The sequence below is a fragment of the Thalassoglobus sp. genome, assembly GCF_048270125.1.
In the GTDB taxonomy this organism is placed as follows: domain Bacteria; phylum Planctomycetota; class Planctomycetia; order Planctomycetales; family Planctomycetaceae; genus Thalassoglobus.
Window position 1 is genome coordinate 40,257 of the sequence record NZ_JBLWTN010000011.1, and the last position, 17,677, is coordinate 57,933.

The following is a 17,677-nucleotide window of genomic DNA, read 5'->3' on the forward strand; positions in this document are numbered from 1 at the left end:
GGGGATGCTGCGGAGTCTAAAGCTGTTGGCCGGTTTTCTCTCTCCGGGCCAGTTGAGATTCAGGCACTCGTCGGAGTACAATCGGCGTTCAGTCGAACACGTCGTTATGAAGGCGATGTGACACCGTTTCCTGCAGGAGTCACCGAGATGGCAAACGATCAACATTCTGAGAATTCTCAGCCGAGCGGGATTTCTCGACGAGACTGGATGAGATGGTCCGCCTCCAGCGTGGCAGCGGCTGTCGCAGTCGGAAGTCAAGCAACCAGAAGTCAAACGGCTGAGGCTGCGAAAGATCAAGAGACGCAAGACAAAGCGGGCCCTGTTGCCAAAAATAATCGGATCAAGCAGTCTCTCGTTAACTGGTGCTACAACAAGGCGTGGCCGGATGTTGATGAGTACTGCAATGTCGCTGTGAGACTCGGATGTCAGAGCATTGAATTGATCGACCCGAAACATTGGCCGACTCTGAAGAAGCACGGCCTGACCTGTGCGATCTCGGGGAGCCATGGTTTTCAAACGGGCTTCAATAACCGAGATGAATGGGACGAGTGTCTCGCCAGGTTGCGCGAACGTATTCGTCAATGCAAAGAGTTCGGCGTCAAAAGCGTGATCACTTTCACAGGCATGGCAAACGGACTTTCCAAAGAAGATGGTGCGAAAAACTGCGTCGAAGGTTTGAAGAAAATTGCAGGTGATGCCGAGAAGAACGATGTGACTGTTTGTCTTGAGATGCTCAACACGCGAGACGATTCGCACCCAATGAAAGGGCATCCGGGGTATCAGGGAGATCATTGCGATTATTGCATCGATATTCTCAAAGAAGTCGGTTCGTCGCACGTGAAATTGCTGTTCGATATTTATCATGTGCAAATCATGGATGGTGATGTCATCCGCCGAATCAGAGAACACAAAGACTGGCTGGGGCATATTCACACAGCTGGAAACCCGGGACGAGCTGAACTCGACGATGTTCAAGAAATCAATTACCCCGCAGTCATGAAAGCACTCTTGGATGTTGGGTACACTGGGTATGTCGGGCAGGAATTTATTCCGACTCGTGACCCTTGGGATGGTCTCGCAGAGGCGGTTGCTTTGTGTGACGTTTAAGTCCACGCAATGAGCCTTTCTCGAGCCGCTGGTTTGTCCGGTGGTGGGGGGGCTGCCAACTTCCTATCAAGTCTTCCTGAGAGACGCGACACATCGTGAATGAGTTGTGTTGCTGCTGTCGTCATTTCACGTTCATTTAGTACGATTTATGTCTTCTACTCACACGGATGTCGAAACTCGAATTCATCAGCTTTCTGCCAGCGTGATCAACAAGATCGCTGCCGGGGAGGTGATTGAACGTCCTGCTAGTGTTGTGAAGGAGTTACTTGAGAACTCCGTCGATGCTCTCTCGACCCGAATCGAGGTCGACATTGAGCAGGGTGGTGCAGAATTGATTCGTATCGTTGACGATGGTGAAGGGATTCATCCCGACGATATTGAACTTTCCATTGCCAGCCACGCTACCAGTAAAATCGCCGATGCTGATGATCTGTTCAGCGTGCGGACTATGGGTTTTCGAGGTGAGGCACTGGCGTCTATTTCGGAAGTCTCACACTTCCGACTGAGGACCAAGCAGCGTGGTCAGCAAGTCGGCACGGAAATGGAGGTCAATGGTGGAATTGTTAAAGAGCCGAAAGCGTGCGGATGTCCAGAGGGGACGCAAATCGAAGTCCGACAGCTGTTCTGCAACACTCCCGTGCGACGTAAGTTTTTGAAGACGCAGGCGACTGAGTTTGGCCACATCTCCGAACAATTCACGCGTGTTGCACTTGCGAATCCGAACTTGCACATGGTGCTGCGACACAATGGCAAAACCGTTTACGAACTCCCTGCGACGCATCGATTTATCGAGAGACTAGAGTTGTTCTACGGCAGCGAACTCGCCCAAAACTTAATTTGGGTTGAAGCAGAACATGAAGGGACGCGGCTGTGGGGCTATGTTGCGCATCCGTCACAAAGTAAATCGACTCGTAAAGGGCAGTACCTGTTTTTGAATGGCCGCTGGATTCAGGACCGTTCATTGCAACACGCTTTGGGCGAAGGCTATCGCGGTTTGGTGATGATCGGTCGACAGCCGATTGCGTTTCTGTTTTTGGATCTGAATCCGGAACTTGTCGATGTGAATGTTCACCCCACGAAATCGGAAGTTCGCTTCCGAGATTCCCAGGTGCTGTACCGGTTGATGCTCTCAACTTTGCGCAACAAATTTCTATCGATGGATCTCGATTCCAAACTTTCCGTCGATCGTGCTCAGCCAGAAGCTTCCGGTCCAAAGTCGGAACCGCGAGAAATGCAGCGCGAGCTGGTTTCATGGGCGAAGAATCAGCTCGATGAACAGAAGGGGCATGGCTCGCTGTTTGAAGCTGTCTCAAAACTGGCTGGCCCAGAGGTTGGCCCTCCGCCGTCGCAACCTTCGGTCGATCAATTACCGAGCGAATCTTCTTTCGGTGGAACTTCGGGAACAGAGCTTCCAAATAAGCCAGGTGGCGTCACGCATATCGAGTCAATCGAAGCGGGCGAGCATCCTGCAAGTGCGTCTGCGGAAATTCGCGCGATGCAGATTCACGATTGCTATCTCGTCGTCGAATCGACTGACGGCCTCACAGTGATTGATCAGCATGCACTCCATGAACGAATCATGTATGAGCAACTCCGGCGACGAATTCTCTCTGGGGGTGTTGAAGTTCAGAAGTTGTTGATTCCGCTGACTGTTGAGCTTTCGAGTCGTGAGGCGAGTACGCTTCTCGATCAGGAGGATTTGCTGAAGGAACTCGGTCTGCATATTCAGGAGTTTGGCGGAAGTACGATTGCTCTGACCGGTTACCCCACACTGCTCGCCAAGGCTGACCCCAAGTCGCTTCTCCGAGACATTGTTGATCTGCTGGAATCGTCTGGTCGCAAACTTGAGCGACGTGACTTAATCGATGAACTGCTGCATATGATGTCTTGTAAGGCCGCCATTAAGGCGGGGCAACGATTGACCTTCGAAGAAATGGAATCATTGCTGGCCCAGCGTCATCTCTGTGACGACCATCACCATTGTCCACACGGTCGCCCGACCGCATTAAAACTCTCGCGAGATGAGCTCGACCGCCAATTCGGTCGACTTGGGTAATCCGAAGAAATCGCAACGGATCAGACTTTCTGGGCAGCCCCGCTTTTCTCTGCTTTTCTGTGGCGATAGGATATGTAGACGAATATCCCACCCAGCCTCGCCCTCCGAGCAGACCCTCCAACGGAATGGACATGCAGATTCCTCAGTTTGATTTTGATCCCCGGACACGTGTTGTTTTCGGACAAGGTACGCTTGCCCGGATAGGAGATCTTGTTGCCGAATTTGGCGGCTCGAAGGTTTTACTTGTCTCCGATCAGGGGTTGAAAGATGCCGGTCATGAAGACCGGGCGAAAGAGTACCTTGCCGCAGCGGGGCTCGAAGTCGCCGTCTTCGATGATGTCGAACCGAATCCGACGTCGGATGATATTGAGAAAGGTGTCGCGTTTGCCCGGAATGAGCAGATCGATTTCATCGTCGGTCTAGGTGGCGGGAGCAGCATGGATTGTGCGAAGGGGATTAATTTCCTGCTGACCAATGGCGGGAAAATGTCTGACTACAAGGGAGTCGGCAAAGCGACAAAACCGATGTTGCCGCTGATCGCGATTCCCACAACATCGGGCACGGGTAGCGAAGCCCAGTCTTTCGCCGTTGTCGCGGATCCAAAGACACATATGAAAATGGCTTGCGGCGACAAGAAAGCGGCCGCCAAGGTCGCGATTCTCGATCCGGATCTCACACTCACGATGCCGCGATCTGTTCGGGCTGCCACCGGGATCGATGCCATCAGTCATGCTGTGGAAAGTTATGTCACCCTCAAGCGTGGACCAGTCTCTCAGCTCTTCAGTCGTCAAGCCTGGAGCCTGTTAAGCCGGTCGTTCTTGAAGTCTCTACAGGAACCGCAAAATGTTGATGCCAACGGAGCGATGCTCTTAGGGGCTCACTTCGCCGGGGCTGCGATTGAAAACTCGATGCTGGGAGCAACACACGCTTTGGCGAATCCATTGTCCGCCCATTGCAACTTAACGCACGGAATTGCCATCGGAGTGCTGCTTCCCCATGTCGTTCGATTTAATGGAGCGTTGCCTGAGATCGCGAATTTGTACGGTCACTTTGCTGAGGATATTGGCTTGTGCGAAAACTCAGATCCAGAGGCTCCAGTGATTCTCGCAGAATACTTGACTCATCTTGTGCAAAAGTCCGAACAACCCGGGAGACTCAGAGAGTGCAACGTGGACGAGTCCCTGTTTGAGAAAATGGCAAGCGAAGCTTCTGAACAATGGACCGGGCAGAGTAATCCGCGACCAGTCGATGCCTCTTCGTTATTGGAGCTATACAAATGCGCCTATTAAAAACACCAATCGGTCGAGTTGTTGTGTCGGGAGGAGCTGTCCTTGCATCGGTGATGATGTTCGCGAATGCATCAAGCCATGCGGACGATGTGAAGCATGAGTCGTGGAGTTCTTTCCGCAATGGATTGAAAAATCTCGGCGTTGCAGCCAGTCCTTTGGCTGACGAACTCGAACTTAAATGGGAATTCAAAACTCCAGATGGAACCGCTTCCACGCCGGTGATTGCAGATGGGAAGACCTACGCTGCAACGTTGAGTGGTGATGTGCATTGTTTCGAGTTGAAAACGGGCAAAAAACTGTGGACGTATCGATCCGTTGAAATGGTCGCTGAAAACGACATCGCGCCCGGATTTAACGCTCCGCTGACGCTTGATGAAACGACCATCTTTGTTGGTGACGATTTTGGGACATTCCACGCGATTGAACGCGCGACAGGGAAGAGGCGATGGGCCTTCGAAACCGCAGGGGAAATCGTAGGCGGAGCTCAAATTGTCGATGGCAACGTGATCTTTGGGTCGCACGACGGCTTCTTATATTGCTTCAATGTGAAGAGCGGAGAGCAGGTGTGGAAGGCGGAAACATTCGGACCAGTGAACGCGACGCCGACAATTGTCGGGAAATACACATTCACGACCGGTTGCGATCAACCAGTTCTGAGAGTCTTCGAGATTGAAAAAGGGACAACCGCGAAAGAGGTTCCAATCGAAGCGCTCCTGTTGGCCTCAGCTGCTGCCACCGATAAAAATCTTTATTTCGGAACCGACGGAGGAGGCGTTTACTCACTCGATTGGGAAACCTCGAAAGAGGTCTGGAGCTTTTCAGTTCCAAAGCGGGAGCAACAGATTCGAACTTCTCCCGCCGTCACCGATGACCTGATCATCTTTGGCAGCCGAGACAAACATGTCCACTGTCTCGACAAAAAGACGGGTGAGTTGAAATGGTCTTTCGCGACTCGCGGGCGGGTCGATTCGTCGCCGGTGATTGCTGGTCAGCGTGTCTATTTCGGTTCCGCGGATCGGAACGTTTATGGATTGAATATTTCGGACGGGAAAGAGGTCTGGAAGTACCCGGCGAAGCAATCTATTTCAGGATCTCCCGCCATCGCGGATGGCTATCTGGTTATTGGGACTGATACTTCGAACGGGAAAATCATGTGCTTCGGTAAGAAGTGAGCGAGTCAGAACCTGAGCACCAATTCGAAAGGTGCCCTTGATAATCACTCACAAAGTGACTCGTGATCCTCGCTTGGTGATTTTCTGTGCCTGACCGTCGAGCGGTCTTTCGTTGCGGAGGGGCGCATTTATGGGGACTTCATTCATCTTTCGTCAAAGAAATCAGTAAGTATCAGCCTTTTCGACCTCAATTTCCGCGATGAAATCCCCGGTTTGAACTTCGACCCCGCTGGGAACGAGGTACTTTTTGAGTCTCCCATTGTGCTCGGATTCCAAATGAAACAGGGTGGAATCAACGAGTAACTCTGCGATTCGCTCTCCTGCGATGACTTTGGCGTCGGGGGGGACGAGCCAATTGACCAGGGAAACAGGCCGATTTTCTATTCCCAGGTCCGGAACGGTGACCTGCTGAATCTCATCGGGAAACGGGTCTTGCGTCATCTTCGCATCTTCGCATAAAAAACGTTCGGCAGATTCTGCGCGTGCCAATATGGAACGCTGCGCATCTGTATCACTCAACAGTATTGCAAAGGATTGCGATCAGATGAATTCGAAATTGCTCTCTTCAAGCCAAAAAATAGTTTCAACCTTGCCGAAAAGCCGTTTTGGGGCTCGATTCATTGATCAATCCGGCGAGAAGCTTGTGATTGTCTGGATGGCTGTCTTTGTTCTGCTGGTTCAGGGATGTGGATCGCAAGATGCCGATTCACAAGTTCAAACTCCACCGGTTCTGGAGGAGAACTCTTTGCCGACTGTCCCTCCAACTGTGAGTATTGATGTTCCACTACTGAAGTTGGACGATTCGATAAGAATTCAGAAGCCTGCGGAATCAGCCAAAATGGCGATGGTTGCGACACCGGGTAAAAATCATTCATCCGCCAAGGAGGCAAAGCCTGCCGCCAAAGGTTCTGTTGAATGGTTTCTTCAAGACATCGGCCGGTTACAGGGGATCGGCCAAGGTGGTACAGGCCAGCAAAAATCAAGCTCTTTGCTCAAGGTGATTGAACATGCCCAGCAGGTGATTGTCAAAACTCACAATCAACCGGAGCAGATCGAAAGCTTCAATACGGCTGTGGCTGCGTTGGCGAGTGCCCGACTGCAGTTGGCGATTGCCGGTGATCAGGTGCAGGTCCGGTTGCTCTCGGAAGATGCTGAGACGCTTTACAAAAAAGATCCTAAGTCCTTTGCCGCAGTCGAATCTGCGTTCAAACTGTTGCAATACACGCAACTGAAAGCTCAAAACCACGCTGCTCAAGATCCCAAGTGGGGACTCGCGTTTTCCAGACAAGCGAGACTCTTCACCGACAAGTTCCCACAAGAGGCAAATCGAGCTGCTATCCACTTGGTCGCTGCCGGAAATATCTGCGATAAGATTGGATTGGTTGAGGAAGCCAAAAGCTGCATGCTGATTGTTGAAGATCGGTTTCCAAGTTCTCCATTTGCGGAGCAAGTGAAAAATCCGTTGCGACGACTACGCTTGCCGGGGCAGGAGCTTCTTGAGTTTGGAGGTTCGACAATTGATGGCAACTTTCTCTCCGCGGATCAATTTCGTGGTCGCCCGACTGTCATTGCTTTCTGGGCTTCGAACTCGATCGTCTTTCAGGAAGACATGAAGCTGATCAACGATGTGATTGAATCCTTTGGAGGAGAGGCTGCCGTTGTCGGGGTGAACCTGGACAAGGAGGAAGCAGCGGTTGATCGATTCATCGAGATGACGAACAATCAGTGGCCTCACATTTTCTTTTCAGCCCCATCGAAGCGAGGCATGGGCAACCCGATCGCCAAGCACTACGGCGTGAGCATCGTTCCCTCGTACTGGCTTGTCGACAAAAACGGCGTTGTGAAAACCATCAATCTTGAGCCTGAAGACCTTCGTCAGTGGCTTGGCAAACTTGCGTTAGCTGGCAATTGAACAACTCCACAAGTTTCACAAGTGTGACACCACAAGAATTCATGGTCAGGCCCCGCGCGTTAAGCGAGGGGCCTGACTTGTTTCGAGATGAGCACATGACGGGGGACGGATTATCTCAGAATATCACCCCAGAATAGGCGATGAGCAGAAGCGATTAAGTACCGAGAACCTTGTTGATGGTCTCTCGGAGGACTTGACCTGAGCGTTGCAGGGCAGCTTGTTCTTTTGGCCAGAGTTCGATCTCGATGTGAGATTGTGCTCCGTTGATTCCGACGACAGTCGGCACGCTGATGCAAACGTCGCTAAGTCCGTACGCTCCATTTTGAAGAGACGAGACTGGAAGTATTCTTTCCTGGTCCAGAGCAATTGTGTGAATCACATCGGCAATCGAAGCTCCGACAGCGAAACCAGCTCCACCTTTTTTCTTGATGACTTCTGCTCCTGAACCACGAGTTTTCTTTTCCACTTCTCCGATCAGTTGAGAGGTAACGCCCGGATATTTCTCCAGGGGGAGCCCGGCGATTTGAGCATTCGACCAGATTGGAACCATACTGTCTCCATGCTCTCCGAAGATGGTGACTTGAACCTGACTGGGTGGGACAGCGATTCGCTGAGCGAGCATGCTTCGCAGGCGTGTTGTGTCGAGAACAGTCCCGAGGCCAATGATCTGCTGTGGTGGCAAATCGAGTTCTTTCATTGCCAGGTAGGTCAACACATCTACGGGGTTGGAGACCACAAAGACTTTGGCTTCTTTTTTGTAACCGGCTGACTTCAGGTCAGAGAGAATATTGCTGAACAATGCCACGTTTCGGTTGATCAGGTCGAGGCGACTTTCTTCCGGCTTCCGACGCAAACCTGCGGTGATGCAAATGATATCTGCATCCTGAGAGAGTTCCGGTCCGCCAGCCACGATCTTCTGATCAGAGGTCAGTGAGGCTCCGTGGAGCAGGTCAAGGGCCTGTCCTTCGACAAGGTCCTGATTCACATCGACCAGGGCGATTTCTTTGACGATCCCACCATATTGAAGTGCGGAGGCTGCACAAGAACCGACTAAACCACCGCCACCGATAATTGAAACTTTCATGAGTGCTTTCGTTTGTCTCTAATTCTTCTTGGATCGATGGCGCGATGCATCGTGATTGTCTTCATGCCGATCAATAAACCCTGCGCAGCCGTTGAGTTGGCTAGTCAAGGGGCCAGGGATCGAGTGGTCAGATTGAAGCAGATGGACTTCGCTGGACACCGCAGATCATAGAGTGCGGCGAAACAATCACTTCAAACTGCTCGTTTCCAACCAATACCTTGACATATCTTACCCAAATTTCCAGTCCGATACATCAGTGACAATTCTCAAAGTCGACAGTTTGTCCTGTCGCTGATGCTGCTGCTCTGTTTTAGTTTCGACCAATTTTGTGTGCAGCTTTGATGATTGTTGCGACATAACCAATTTCCTGGATTCACTTAACGACTTGCGAATGTAATCGATACGAAAGTTGAAATGAGATGTTCAGTCATTGACATGGCTACTCAAAAGGGTATTATAAATTTGCTCAAAATCGCTTGCGTTGTTCGTGGGCAAGACGAGTCGCCTTCACTCCGACAGTTGTCGGATGCGGTATTCGTCTATCCTGACTGCACTGCCTCCACTCTCGCTGTCGGTTTCTTCCACAGTGTCGATTACTTCCGCAGTAATTCTAGAAAAATGGAGCAGGACGATGTTCGGATTAGGAACTCCCGAGCTTTTGCTGTTATGTTTTATTGTGCTACTTCTCTTCGGAAAAAAACTTCCTTCAACGATGAAGTCACTCGGTGGGAGTGTTCGCTCCTTCCGCGAGGGGATGAATGAAGAACAAAAGCTTCTTCCCAAATGATGCGACGATTGACCCCTTGTTCCGCGGGTTCTATTCCGGAGAGGGCGTCGTTCTGAAGTCATTCCAAAATAAAAAACAGACAATCGATCATTGAAAATCAGGGTGTGAGGTGGAGTTATGGTATCGAGTCTTCTCGGGTTTATCCCAGGTGGCGTTGGCGTCCCGGAAATGTTGATTGTCGGGATTATTGCACTTCTTCTGTTTGGAAAGCGTTTGCCCGAAGTTGCCAAGAGCCTTGGCAAGGGGATCGTTGAGTTCAAAAAAGGAATTCAGGGCATCGAAGATGATGTTCGGCACGGTTCGAGTTCTTCTCATTCTTCGTCAACCTATGCACGTCCCGATGTTCAGGATGACGAACCTGAAATGTCGGCTCCGAAATTTGAGCCACCGACATTCGAGACTGAAGAGGCTAAAGAGACTGTGGAAAACAAAGAGGTGAAGGAAGAAGAGTCTCCTGCGTAGGTCGCTCGTTTTTTCGTGCCTTTCGCGTAACCTCCAGATTCTCGTCAACGTGAGCGGCAATGTCGCTATCGAGAGTCATCGTCGAGAGTCAAAGGGGGACGCTGTGGTCACGGGAAGTGTGGTACGATTTGAGGCATGAGCTTCAGCAAGATTCTTGTTTTCACAAACTCTTGTTTTTCACAACGGCAGGCAGCAGAGTAAGGATGACCAACTCATCGTAGCCCGGGACCATTGTCCCGGACGGATTAGGCGGGGCGATAGTCCCGGATTACGCAGAGTTCATTTCTTACTCCTCTCCTAAAGAACAGGCTGTTCACGAATGTCGCTCAACTGGTTGTTGATATGGACTGTCGCGATCAGTTGCGGGATGACGTTGATCAACCTGTTGAGGTTCCGCATCTCGAGTCTCGTGCGGCTGCTTCCAACGTTGTTCACAATCGGAGTGCTCCTCTTCGCATATAGCAAAGATCAAGATTCCGCCGGATTCTATGCCGGAGGTGTCTGGTTTGTTTTGATTCTTCTACCTGGAATTGCAGTTCAACTTTCGAACAGTTGTCTAAGCTCGCGGCGTTTCTATGCTGCGTCACTCTTTTCCTGGATTGCATTTCTGCTCCACCCGTTTAGCGGCATGCGCGAACAGACACGTTTGGTGAGAGCATTGTGGTTACTTTCCCGCCAGCGCGATCAAGAGGCCCTTGATCTTTTGGAGGCAATCAGCCGCAGGAATAATTCGGTAGGGAAGTCAGCATTTGTGATCTCAACGCGGTTGCAGGGACGTTGGGACAGATTTCTGAGATTGATTCAAACCTCTAAGTCACCTCAAGGACTTCTTGCAGATCCGCTGTTGGCCAATATCTATCTTCAGGCACTCGGCGAAACTGGGCAGACAGAATTGCTGATTGAGTCTTTCCGGCGTGGCTTGAACAAAAAGAAACGTGGGAACTCCGCGTTGATGTTGAATATCTCGCGGATGAAGCTGGCTGCGTTTTGTGGACGAATCGATGTAGTTGCCCATCTTGTTGATGGTCCCCTTGGCCATTTTGATGCGGATACAAAACGTTTCTGGCTGGCAACTGCAATGCAGGCCAGCGGTCGACTCGAAGATGGAAATCAGAGTTTCCAGAAACTTCAGTCTTCGAAGGACCGGCAGATCGCCATCGCTTCTCAGCGAAGGTTGGCTCATCCCGTTCGTGTTCTTCACCATCCTCCTGCAGGCTCGTCGTCGATCATGAGTGAGATCGAGTCTGATCTCGATCATGAAACCCGGTTTGCGTTGATCAGTTCTCCCGCTTCGAGTGCACACTTTGCGACATGGGGGCTGGTCGCAACTTTGGTCGGATTCTTCGTTTATGAAATGATCAGCGGTGGCGTCGGGCAGGCGGTCATGCAATCAACCACGCTCACAATGGTTGAGAAAGCGTCTCTGCTGCTTCAAAACACTTCCAGCGAAGAGAACCTGATTCAAATCGGTGCTCTCGTTCTGCCAACTGAGCTGGAGCCGAATTTAACGCGTCGAATTTTCTTCTCAGCGTTTCTTCACTTTGGTCTGTTGCACTTGTTGATGAACGTCGTCGGTCTGGTGATTCTTGGGCAGCGTGTGGAGGATGCATGGGGACCGATTTGGATGGCCATCGCCTATTTGCTTTGCGCAGTCCTCTCGATCTTTCTGCTGACAGTGATTCCGTTGGGAGCCACTGCTGAGAATCCTTATGTCCTCGTCGGAGCTTCCGGGGGAGTGATGGGATTACTTGGTTGTTTGTTGGGCTATTTGGCCTGGGGGCAAGTCCAAAAGCGGAATCAACTGGTCGCTGGCGAGTTTCGATTACTGCTCTTCATTGTCGCCTTTCAGATGGTGTTTGACCAAATGACACCGAACGTTAGCTCTGAATGTCACTTAATGGGGCTGTTGATTGGAATCACTTGTGGACTGGTTGCAGGTCTGGTCAAAAATGGATGGCCGCTGCGAAAGAAAATCCCTCAGCCCACTCTGCTTCGAGACTCAGCGCTCAAGCTTGATTGACAACCGTTCGCACGATGGTTGAAGTCACAGCTGAATTTGTCGGTAGAGCAGTTTGCTCTACCGTGTGTCCGTGAAGAACGCATTTCTCTAGGAAAAATGCTGTTCGCCACGAGGCAGAACCTGCAAACCAATTCGAAAGATGCTCTAATTCAATCGCTGATTGAACGTTGGGACTTCAAGAAGGCAATCTGGCGCAACTCTCCTCTCAAGGAACAATTCATGTCATCGTCTCCACTTGTTAAAACAGATCTTCCGGGCATTCCAGTCCGGCATGGCAAAGTGCGCGATGTCTACGATTTTGGAGATCGTCTGCTGCTTGTTGCGACCGATCGCATCAGTGCCTTCGACTGGATCTTGCCAACCGGGATTCCGGATAAAGGTCGTGTCTTGACTCAGATCAGCAAGTTCTGGTTTGACCGACTCAACGTCCCGCATCACCTGCTGAGCCTGGATGCACAACTTCTTCCATTGCCCGACGGAACCGATGTGAACGGTTTAGAAGGACGATCAATGGTCGTCCGGAAATCGGAAGTGGTTCCGATCGAGTGTGTCGCTCGGGGTTACCTGGCTGGTTCTGGCTGGAAGGAGTATCAGCAGACCCAGTCGGTCTGTGGAATCAAGTTGCCAGCGGGACTTGTGAATGGCAGCAAGCTCCCAGAGCCGATCTTTACTCCAGCAACGAAAGCGGATGAAGGACACGATGAGAACATCTCCTTCGAGCGGATGTGCGAAGAGGTCGGCGAGGATCTGGCGACGGAACTCCGTCAGCGGACTTTGGACATCTATCAGTCAGCTGCCGACTATGCTCGGGGAAAGGGAATTGTCATTGCCGATACAAAATTCGAATTTGGGCAAGCTGAGGGAGAATTGATTCTCATTGACGAAGTGCTGACACCAGACAGTTCGAGGTTTTGGCCAGAAGATTTGTACTCGCCGGGGCAGGAGCAACCGTCATTCGATAAACAATTTGTGAGAAACTGGCTGGAATCGACAGATTGGGACAAAAATAGTCCTCCTCCTGAATTACCTGCGGAAATCGTGACTCAAACTCGTGCCAAGTATATTGATGCATTTCACCGTTTGACCGAGCAACCCTTCCGCTGGGAATGAGTTGCATCAAACGCTCTTGAGTCGAGTTATTGTGAGAGCAAATCAGGAGTCGCTGGAGAATTGTCAGTGATGTGCGCTATAATTTTTGAGTCTACCCTGCATGATAATAGGTTCTCCTATGAAAATATTTCCAGGTGCGTCTCTTCTTTGGTTGTCTCTTTTTGTCGGAATAGTTACCGCTGAAGAGAGCGTTCCGAAAACTTACCCGGTTTCCGTGGAAGTGATTCCGGAAGCGTTCACAAAGCCCGTGCCAGAATCGGTCAAGGATCTGCAAGAGATGCAGGACCACCTGACCTCGCTCATTCCGCGATTAAAGGAATGCACGGTCAATCTGCAGGTCGGCGGTGCGCAGGGAAGTGGAGTGATCGTCAGTCCCGAAGGCCATGTTCTCACAGCGGCGCATGTTTCCGGGCGACCAGACCGAAAACTGTCCGTGATCATGTCTGATGGAAATCGCTATCGGGCGCGGTCGCTGGGACGGAATAAAGTCCTTGATGCCTCCCTCGTGAAAATTGAGTCCGACCGCACGGACTGGCCGTATTGTTCTATGGCGGAAGAAGCGAGTAAGCCGGGAGACTGGTGCATGGTTGTGGCCCACCCGGGAGGGTATCAGGAAGAACGTGGGATGGTGCTGCGACTGGGGCGAGTGATTCTTGAGAATCCCTGGATGATCCAGTCCGACTGTGAACTCGTTGGTGGAGACTCCGGAGGTCCGCTCTTCGGGATTGACGGAAAGGTCATCGGTGTCAATACGCGGATTGGTGAAAGCACCGACCTGAATTTCCACGTCCCGATTGAGGCCTATACCCGTGACTGGGAGAGGTTGGTCGCCGGTGAAGATTTTCGGACTCACAGCGGAGCTTATCTCGGGGTTTCCGGAGTAGTGAAACAGGGAGCTCCAGGCATGGAAGTGACCAAGGTTTATCCAGGTGATCCCGCTGACAGAGCCGGGTTGCTTGAAGGGGATGTGCTACTCACGTTTCAAGCTCGGAAAATAACCAGCATGCAACAACTCGTTGATCTTGTTGGCGCAGAAGTTCCAGGAAGGTCAGTCAAGCTTGGTGTCCTTCGTGATGGTGAAACACTGGAGGTGACCCTGCGACTCGGGATGCGCTGGGACTGATTCTGCATTCAGAGACTTGCAGTGCCCGGCGAAGTAACACATGAAAATGAAAAGTAAAATGATTTTACGAATTCTCGCTTTGGCATTTCTTGCAAGCCTTCTGTCAACTTTTTCCGTCGCAAGAGCAGAGCAGCCAAACGTTTTGTTGATCTACACTGACGATCAGGGATCGCTCGATGCCAACTGTTACGGCTCAAAAGATCTCACCACCCCAACGCAAGACCATCTGGCAGCGACCGGGATTCGGTTTACGCAAATGTACTCTCCTTCGGCAATCTGTTCTGCATCTCGTGCAGGCTTGCTGACGGGGCGTTTTCCCGCCAGGGCAGGGGTTCCGGGTAATGTCTCTTCTGCTTATGGGCAGGCCGGGATGCCTGCATCGGAAGTGACCCTTGCAGAGATGATGAAATCCGCAGGATACCGTACGGGACATGTTGGGAAGTGGCATCTTGGATACAACGACCAGACGATGCCGAACGCTCAAGGTTTTGACAGTTCCTTCGGTCACATGGGTGGTTGCATCGACAATTACTCTCATTTCTTCTACTGGAATGGCCCCAACCGGCATGACTTGTGGAGAGACGGAACGGAGATCTGGGAGGATGGGAAATTCTTTCCCGATTTAATGGTTGATGAGTGCAAGAAATTTATCAGAGAGAAAAGTGAATCACCTTTCTTCCTGTATTGGGCGATCAACGTTCCACATTACCCGATGCAGGGGACGGAAAAATGGCGAGAGCATTACAAACATCTTGAATCACCCCGTCGAATGTATGCGGAGTTCGTCTCAACCATGGATGAAAAAGTCGGCGAAGTGCTCGACTTCTTAAAGGAAAGCAAACTGCGCGAGAACACAATTGTGATCTTTCAGTCAGACCATGGTCATTCTACCGAGGAACGTGCCTTCTTCGGTGGTGGGAACAGCGGTCCATACCGCGGCGCGAAAGGCTGCCTGTTCGAAGGTGGACTACGAGTCCCGTCGTTCATTTCGTGGCCTGGAAAATTGCCGCAAGGAGAAGTTCGAGAGCAAATGGTGATGGGGTGCGACTGGTATCCAACGATCGCAGATTTGTGCGAAATCGACCGCCCGCAACATCACCTCGATGGGCGAAGCATCAAGTCCGTGCTCTTGCAGAACGATAAATCCCCGCATGAGGAATTGTTCTGGCAGCTAGGAGCTGGCAAGAAACCTCAACTGGCGATTCGTTCAGGCAATTGGAAACTTCTCATAAATCCTCAGGATCGCAGCAAGAAAGGAGAACTCGGCCCGCAGGATGGTGTCTTTCTTTGTAACCTTGATCACGACCCAGGAGAGATGAAAAACGTCGCTTCCAAACATCCGGAGATTGTTGAAAAACTAACTGCTCGCATCGAAGCAATTCGCAAAGACTGGCAGTAAACTCTCGTTCACGACACACCTCACAGTTCACACACTCTTGTCCTAGACCTTAGACCACCCTTTATTTATGTCCCTTTTTCGCCCCGATGTTGAAGCCCTTCAAGGGTACGTTCCCGGAGAACAACCGCAGGAGTCTGGTTGGGTTAAGCTCAACACGAATGAGAATCCTTATCCACCTTCGCCGAAAGTCGTTAGTGCGATTCAACAGGCTGCTGAAGGTCGGCTGAATGTCTACCCGGACCCACTTGGACGTGGATTTTGTCAAGCTGCCGCTGAACTGTTCAATCTTGATCCAGACTGGATTCTTCCAGCCAATGGAAGCGATGAAAATCTCACGATTCTGGTCAGGAGTTTTGCTGACAAAAATGACCTTATCGCCTATCCCTATCCCAGCTACATCCTCTACGAAACTCTCTCCGAGATTCAGGGTACGCGTCACGCGCGGTTGCGACTCGAACCTGACTGGTCCTGGAATATCAAGATCAATCGACCTCTAATCGATCAGGCCAAGCTCTTGTTCGTTCCGAACCCGAACTCTCCATCCGGAAATCATTGGGATAGAGAAGTGATTCAATCGATCGTTCCGCCGAATGGAGTTCTCGTACATGATGAAGCGTACGGCGACTTTGTCGACGAACCTCACAAGTTGGAGCTTCTGCACTCTGAGGTGGGGAAGCAAATTGTCGTGACGCGGACCTTCAGCAAGTCATACAGCCTTGCCGGGTTACGCTTCGGGTTCTGCATCGCTCACCCGGACCTCATTGCCGGGATGCGAAAGGTGAAAGATAGTTATAACTGTAACACGCTGGGGCTGGCAGCTGCGGAGGCAGCAATTCGTGATCAGGCGTGGATGCTGGAAAATCGAGCCAAGATCCTTTCCACACGTTCGCGGCTTACGGAGTCCTTGAAGACTCTGGGGTTTGATCCCGTTCCGAGTCAGGCAAATTTTGTTTGGACAACACATCCGGCGTTGTCACATCATGAGATCTACGAGCAATTGAAAGCACGGAAGATCCTCGTCCGCTACATGAACTTCCCCAACGCGGCTCCTGAATCAACAACAAACCCAACCGGGAGAGTGGACGGTCTACGAATTACAGTCGGGACCGATACGCAAGTCGATGCATTCCTCGAAGCCCTTTCCGAGATTGTGAACAGGTTATAAAATCTCGCGAAAATGTCCGGTCTGAGTGATGTTATGAACTGAGTGACTATCAATCTCGGAAATAAAAGGGCATATTAAGAAGAGTTGGGCGTTTGCTGGTAATGTCAGAGGGCTTGGGCCTATTTCCCATGCTTGTAATTGCTCGACTCAATCTCACATGGGCAGGAGTGATAGTCGATGGGTTCTACAATTTTGACTCGAAGTCAATCGCGGGCAGTTGATGACATCGCAATTCGTGAATACGGCATCCCGGGGATCGTTCTCATGGAGAATGCCGGGCGGGGGATCGCTGAGCTTCTTTTGAAAGAATCTGCGACAGGGCGTGTGACGATTTTGTGCGGGGCCGGGAACAATGGTGGTGACGGCTTCGTCATTGCCCGGCACCTTGCTATCGCCGGGCTTCAAGTGACTGTCATCACCTGTACCGATCCGAACAGCTATCACGGTGATGCAGCGACGAACTTCAAAATTATTCAGAAGACGAAACTTCCGTTACTGAACCTGTCGATGCCTGAGAATCTGGATCGCTTGATTTCTGAGTTGCAAAATTCGGACTGGATCGTTGATGCTTTGCTCGGGTCAGGGACCCAGGGAGCGATTCGGGAACCATACTTGACGATCATTCATGCTGTGAATGGAATCGGAAAACCTGTGCTGGCTGTCGATGTTCCGTCTGGGTTGGATTGTGATCAGGGGCCGACGCCTGACGCAACGATTCAGGCCCGAATCACGGCGACTCTCGTCGCTGCGAAACCCGGACTGCTCACTCCTGAAGCGGAGGGATATGTCGGTCGTCTTGAAGTGCTGGGCATCGGCCTTCCCAATCTTATCCTGGCTCAAGTTCTCGCGTCGTAAGTGTTTGGTGTTAAATGGGTTGGCACGCAGCACTGTTTTCGATGTGGTGCATGAACTCAGGATCAACATTCGCTGTGAATTTATAAATTTTCATAAATTACCGTACGATTTTTCAGTCTGGCGGCAACATAATCAT

At 51.1% G+C, this 17,677-nt stretch carries 15 protein-coding genes; 13 read left to right on the top strand and 2 right to left on the bottom strand.

Going from position 1 to position 17,677, the window contains the following annotated elements:
• The first annotated feature begins 147 nt into the window (after positions 1 to 147).
• The 4 genes from ACN0YR_RS14020 to ACN0YR_RS14035 all read left to right on the top strand — a co-directional run bounded on the left by ACN0YR_RS14020 (position 148) and on the right by ACN0YR_RS14035 (position 5,624).
• Complete coding sequence (locus ACN0YR_RS14020; RefSeq protein WP_417849864.1) at positions 148 to 1,107, top strand: hydroxypyruvate isomerase family protein; 960 nt, start codon at positions 148 to 150, stop codon at positions 1,105 to 1,107.
• Positions 1,108 to 1,255: 148 nt separating this feature from the next.
• Positions 1,256 to 3,163 (top strand): DNA mismatch repair endonuclease MutL, encoded by a 1,908-nt coding sequence (mutL, locus tag ACN0YR_RS14025; RefSeq protein WP_417849865.1) that lies wholly within the window; start codon positions 1,256 to 1,258, stop codon positions 3,161 to 3,163.
• A 131-nt stretch (positions 3,164 to 3,294) separates the two neighbouring features.
• Positions 3,295 to 4,452: an iron-containing alcohol dehydrogenase gene (locus ACN0YR_RS14030; RefSeq protein WP_417849866.1), complete on the top strand. Its 1,158-nt coding sequence runs from the start codon at positions 3,295 to 3,297 to the stop codon at positions 4,450 to 4,452.
• Positions 4,440 to 5,624, top strand: coding sequence for a PQQ-binding-like beta-propeller repeat protein (locus ACN0YR_RS14035; RefSeq protein WP_417849867.1), 1,185 nt, complete (start codon positions 4,440 to 4,442; stop codon positions 5,622 to 5,624). The genes ACN0YR_RS14030 and ACN0YR_RS14035 overlap by 13 nt, the downstream gene beginning before the upstream one ends.
• Before the next feature lie 162 nt (positions 5,625 to 5,786).
• Here the strand turns inward: ACN0YR_RS14035 and ACN0YR_RS14040 are convergent, their stop codons facing one another.
• Positions 5,787 to 6,113: a biotin/lipoyl-containing protein gene (locus ACN0YR_RS14040; RefSeq protein ID WP_417849868.1), complete on the bottom strand. Its 327-nt coding sequence runs from the start codon at positions 6,111 to 6,113 to the stop codon at positions 5,787 to 5,789.
• A 55-nt stretch (positions 6,114 to 6,168) separates the two neighbouring features.
• Here ACN0YR_RS14040 and ACN0YR_RS14045 point away from each other — a divergent pair, with 55 nt between their 5' ends.
• Positions 6,169 to 7,536 (top strand): TlpA family protein disulfide reductase, encoded by a 1,368-nt coding sequence (locus ACN0YR_RS14045; RefSeq protein WP_417849869.1) that lies wholly within the window; start codon positions 6,169 to 6,171, stop codon positions 7,534 to 7,536.
• Positions 7,537 to 7,690: 154 nt separating this feature from the next.
• Here the strand turns inward: ACN0YR_RS14045 and ACN0YR_RS14050 are convergent, their stop codons facing one another.
• On the bottom strand, positions 7,691 to 8,620 hold the full coding sequence (locus tag ACN0YR_RS14050) for a malate dehydrogenase (RefSeq protein WP_417849870.1): 930 nt from the start codon (positions 8,618 to 8,620) through the stop codon (positions 7,691 to 7,693).
• A 631-nt stretch (positions 8,621 to 9,251) separates the two neighbouring features.
• Between ACN0YR_RS14050 and ACN0YR_RS14055 the strand changes: the two genes are divergently transcribed.
• The 8 genes from ACN0YR_RS14055 to ACN0YR_RS14090 all read left to right on the top strand — a co-directional run bounded on the left by ACN0YR_RS14055 (position 9,252) and on the right by ACN0YR_RS14090 (position 17,541).
• Positions 9,252 to 9,407 carry a twin-arginine translocase TatA/TatE family subunit gene (locus ACN0YR_RS14055; protein WP_417849871.1) on the top strand — a complete coding sequence of 52 codons (156 nt, stop codon included), beginning with the start codon at positions 9,252 to 9,254 and terminating at the stop codon, positions 9,405 to 9,407.
• A 117-nt stretch (positions 9,408 to 9,524) separates the two neighbouring features.
• Complete coding sequence (locus tag ACN0YR_RS14060) at positions 9,525 to 9,869, top strand: Sec-independent protein translocase subunit TatA/TatB (protein WP_417849872.1); 345 nt, start codon at positions 9,525 to 9,527, stop codon at positions 9,867 to 9,869.
• Positions 9,870 to 10,188: 319 nt separating this feature from the next.
• Complete coding sequence (locus ACN0YR_RS14065; protein ID WP_417849873.1) at positions 10,189 to 11,889, top strand: rhomboid family intramembrane serine protease; 1,701 nt, start codon at positions 10,189 to 10,191, stop codon at positions 11,887 to 11,889.
• A gap of 219 nt (positions 11,890 to 12,108) precedes the next feature.
• Positions 12,109 to 12,999 (top strand): phosphoribosylaminoimidazolesuccinocarboxamide synthase, encoded by an 891-nt coding sequence (locus tag ACN0YR_RS14070; RefSeq protein WP_417849874.1) that lies wholly within the window; start codon positions 12,109 to 12,111, stop codon positions 12,997 to 12,999.
• A 118-nt stretch (positions 13,000 to 13,117) separates the two neighbouring features.
• Positions 13,118 to 14,122 carry a S1C family serine protease gene (locus ACN0YR_RS14075; protein WP_417849875.1) on the top strand — a complete coding sequence of 335 codons (1,005 nt, stop codon included), beginning with the start codon at positions 13,118 to 13,120 and terminating at the stop codon, positions 14,120 to 14,122.
• A gap of 58 nt (positions 14,123 to 14,180) precedes the next feature.
• Positions 14,181 to 15,521 carry a sulfatase-like hydrolase/transferase gene (locus tag ACN0YR_RS14080; RefSeq protein ID WP_417849876.1) on the top strand — a complete coding sequence of 447 codons (1,341 nt, stop codon included), beginning with the start codon at positions 14,181 to 14,183 and terminating at the stop codon, positions 15,519 to 15,521.
• A 67-nt stretch (positions 15,522 to 15,588) separates the two neighbouring features.
• Positions 15,589 to 16,686: a histidinol-phosphate transaminase gene (gene hisC / locus ACN0YR_RS14085; RefSeq protein ID WP_417849877.1), complete on the top strand. Its 1,098-nt coding sequence runs from the start codon at positions 15,589 to 15,591 to the stop codon at positions 16,684 to 16,686.
• 177 nt (positions 16,687 to 16,863) lie between these two features.
• The gene (locus ACN0YR_RS14090; RefSeq protein WP_417849878.1) at positions 16,864 to 17,541 is read left to right on the top strand and encodes an NAD(P)H-hydrate epimerase; all 678 of its coding nucleotides are present in this window, start codon (positions 16,864 to 16,866) and stop codon (positions 17,539 to 17,541) included.
• The last annotated feature ends 136 nt before the right edge of the window (positions 17,542 to 17,677 follow it).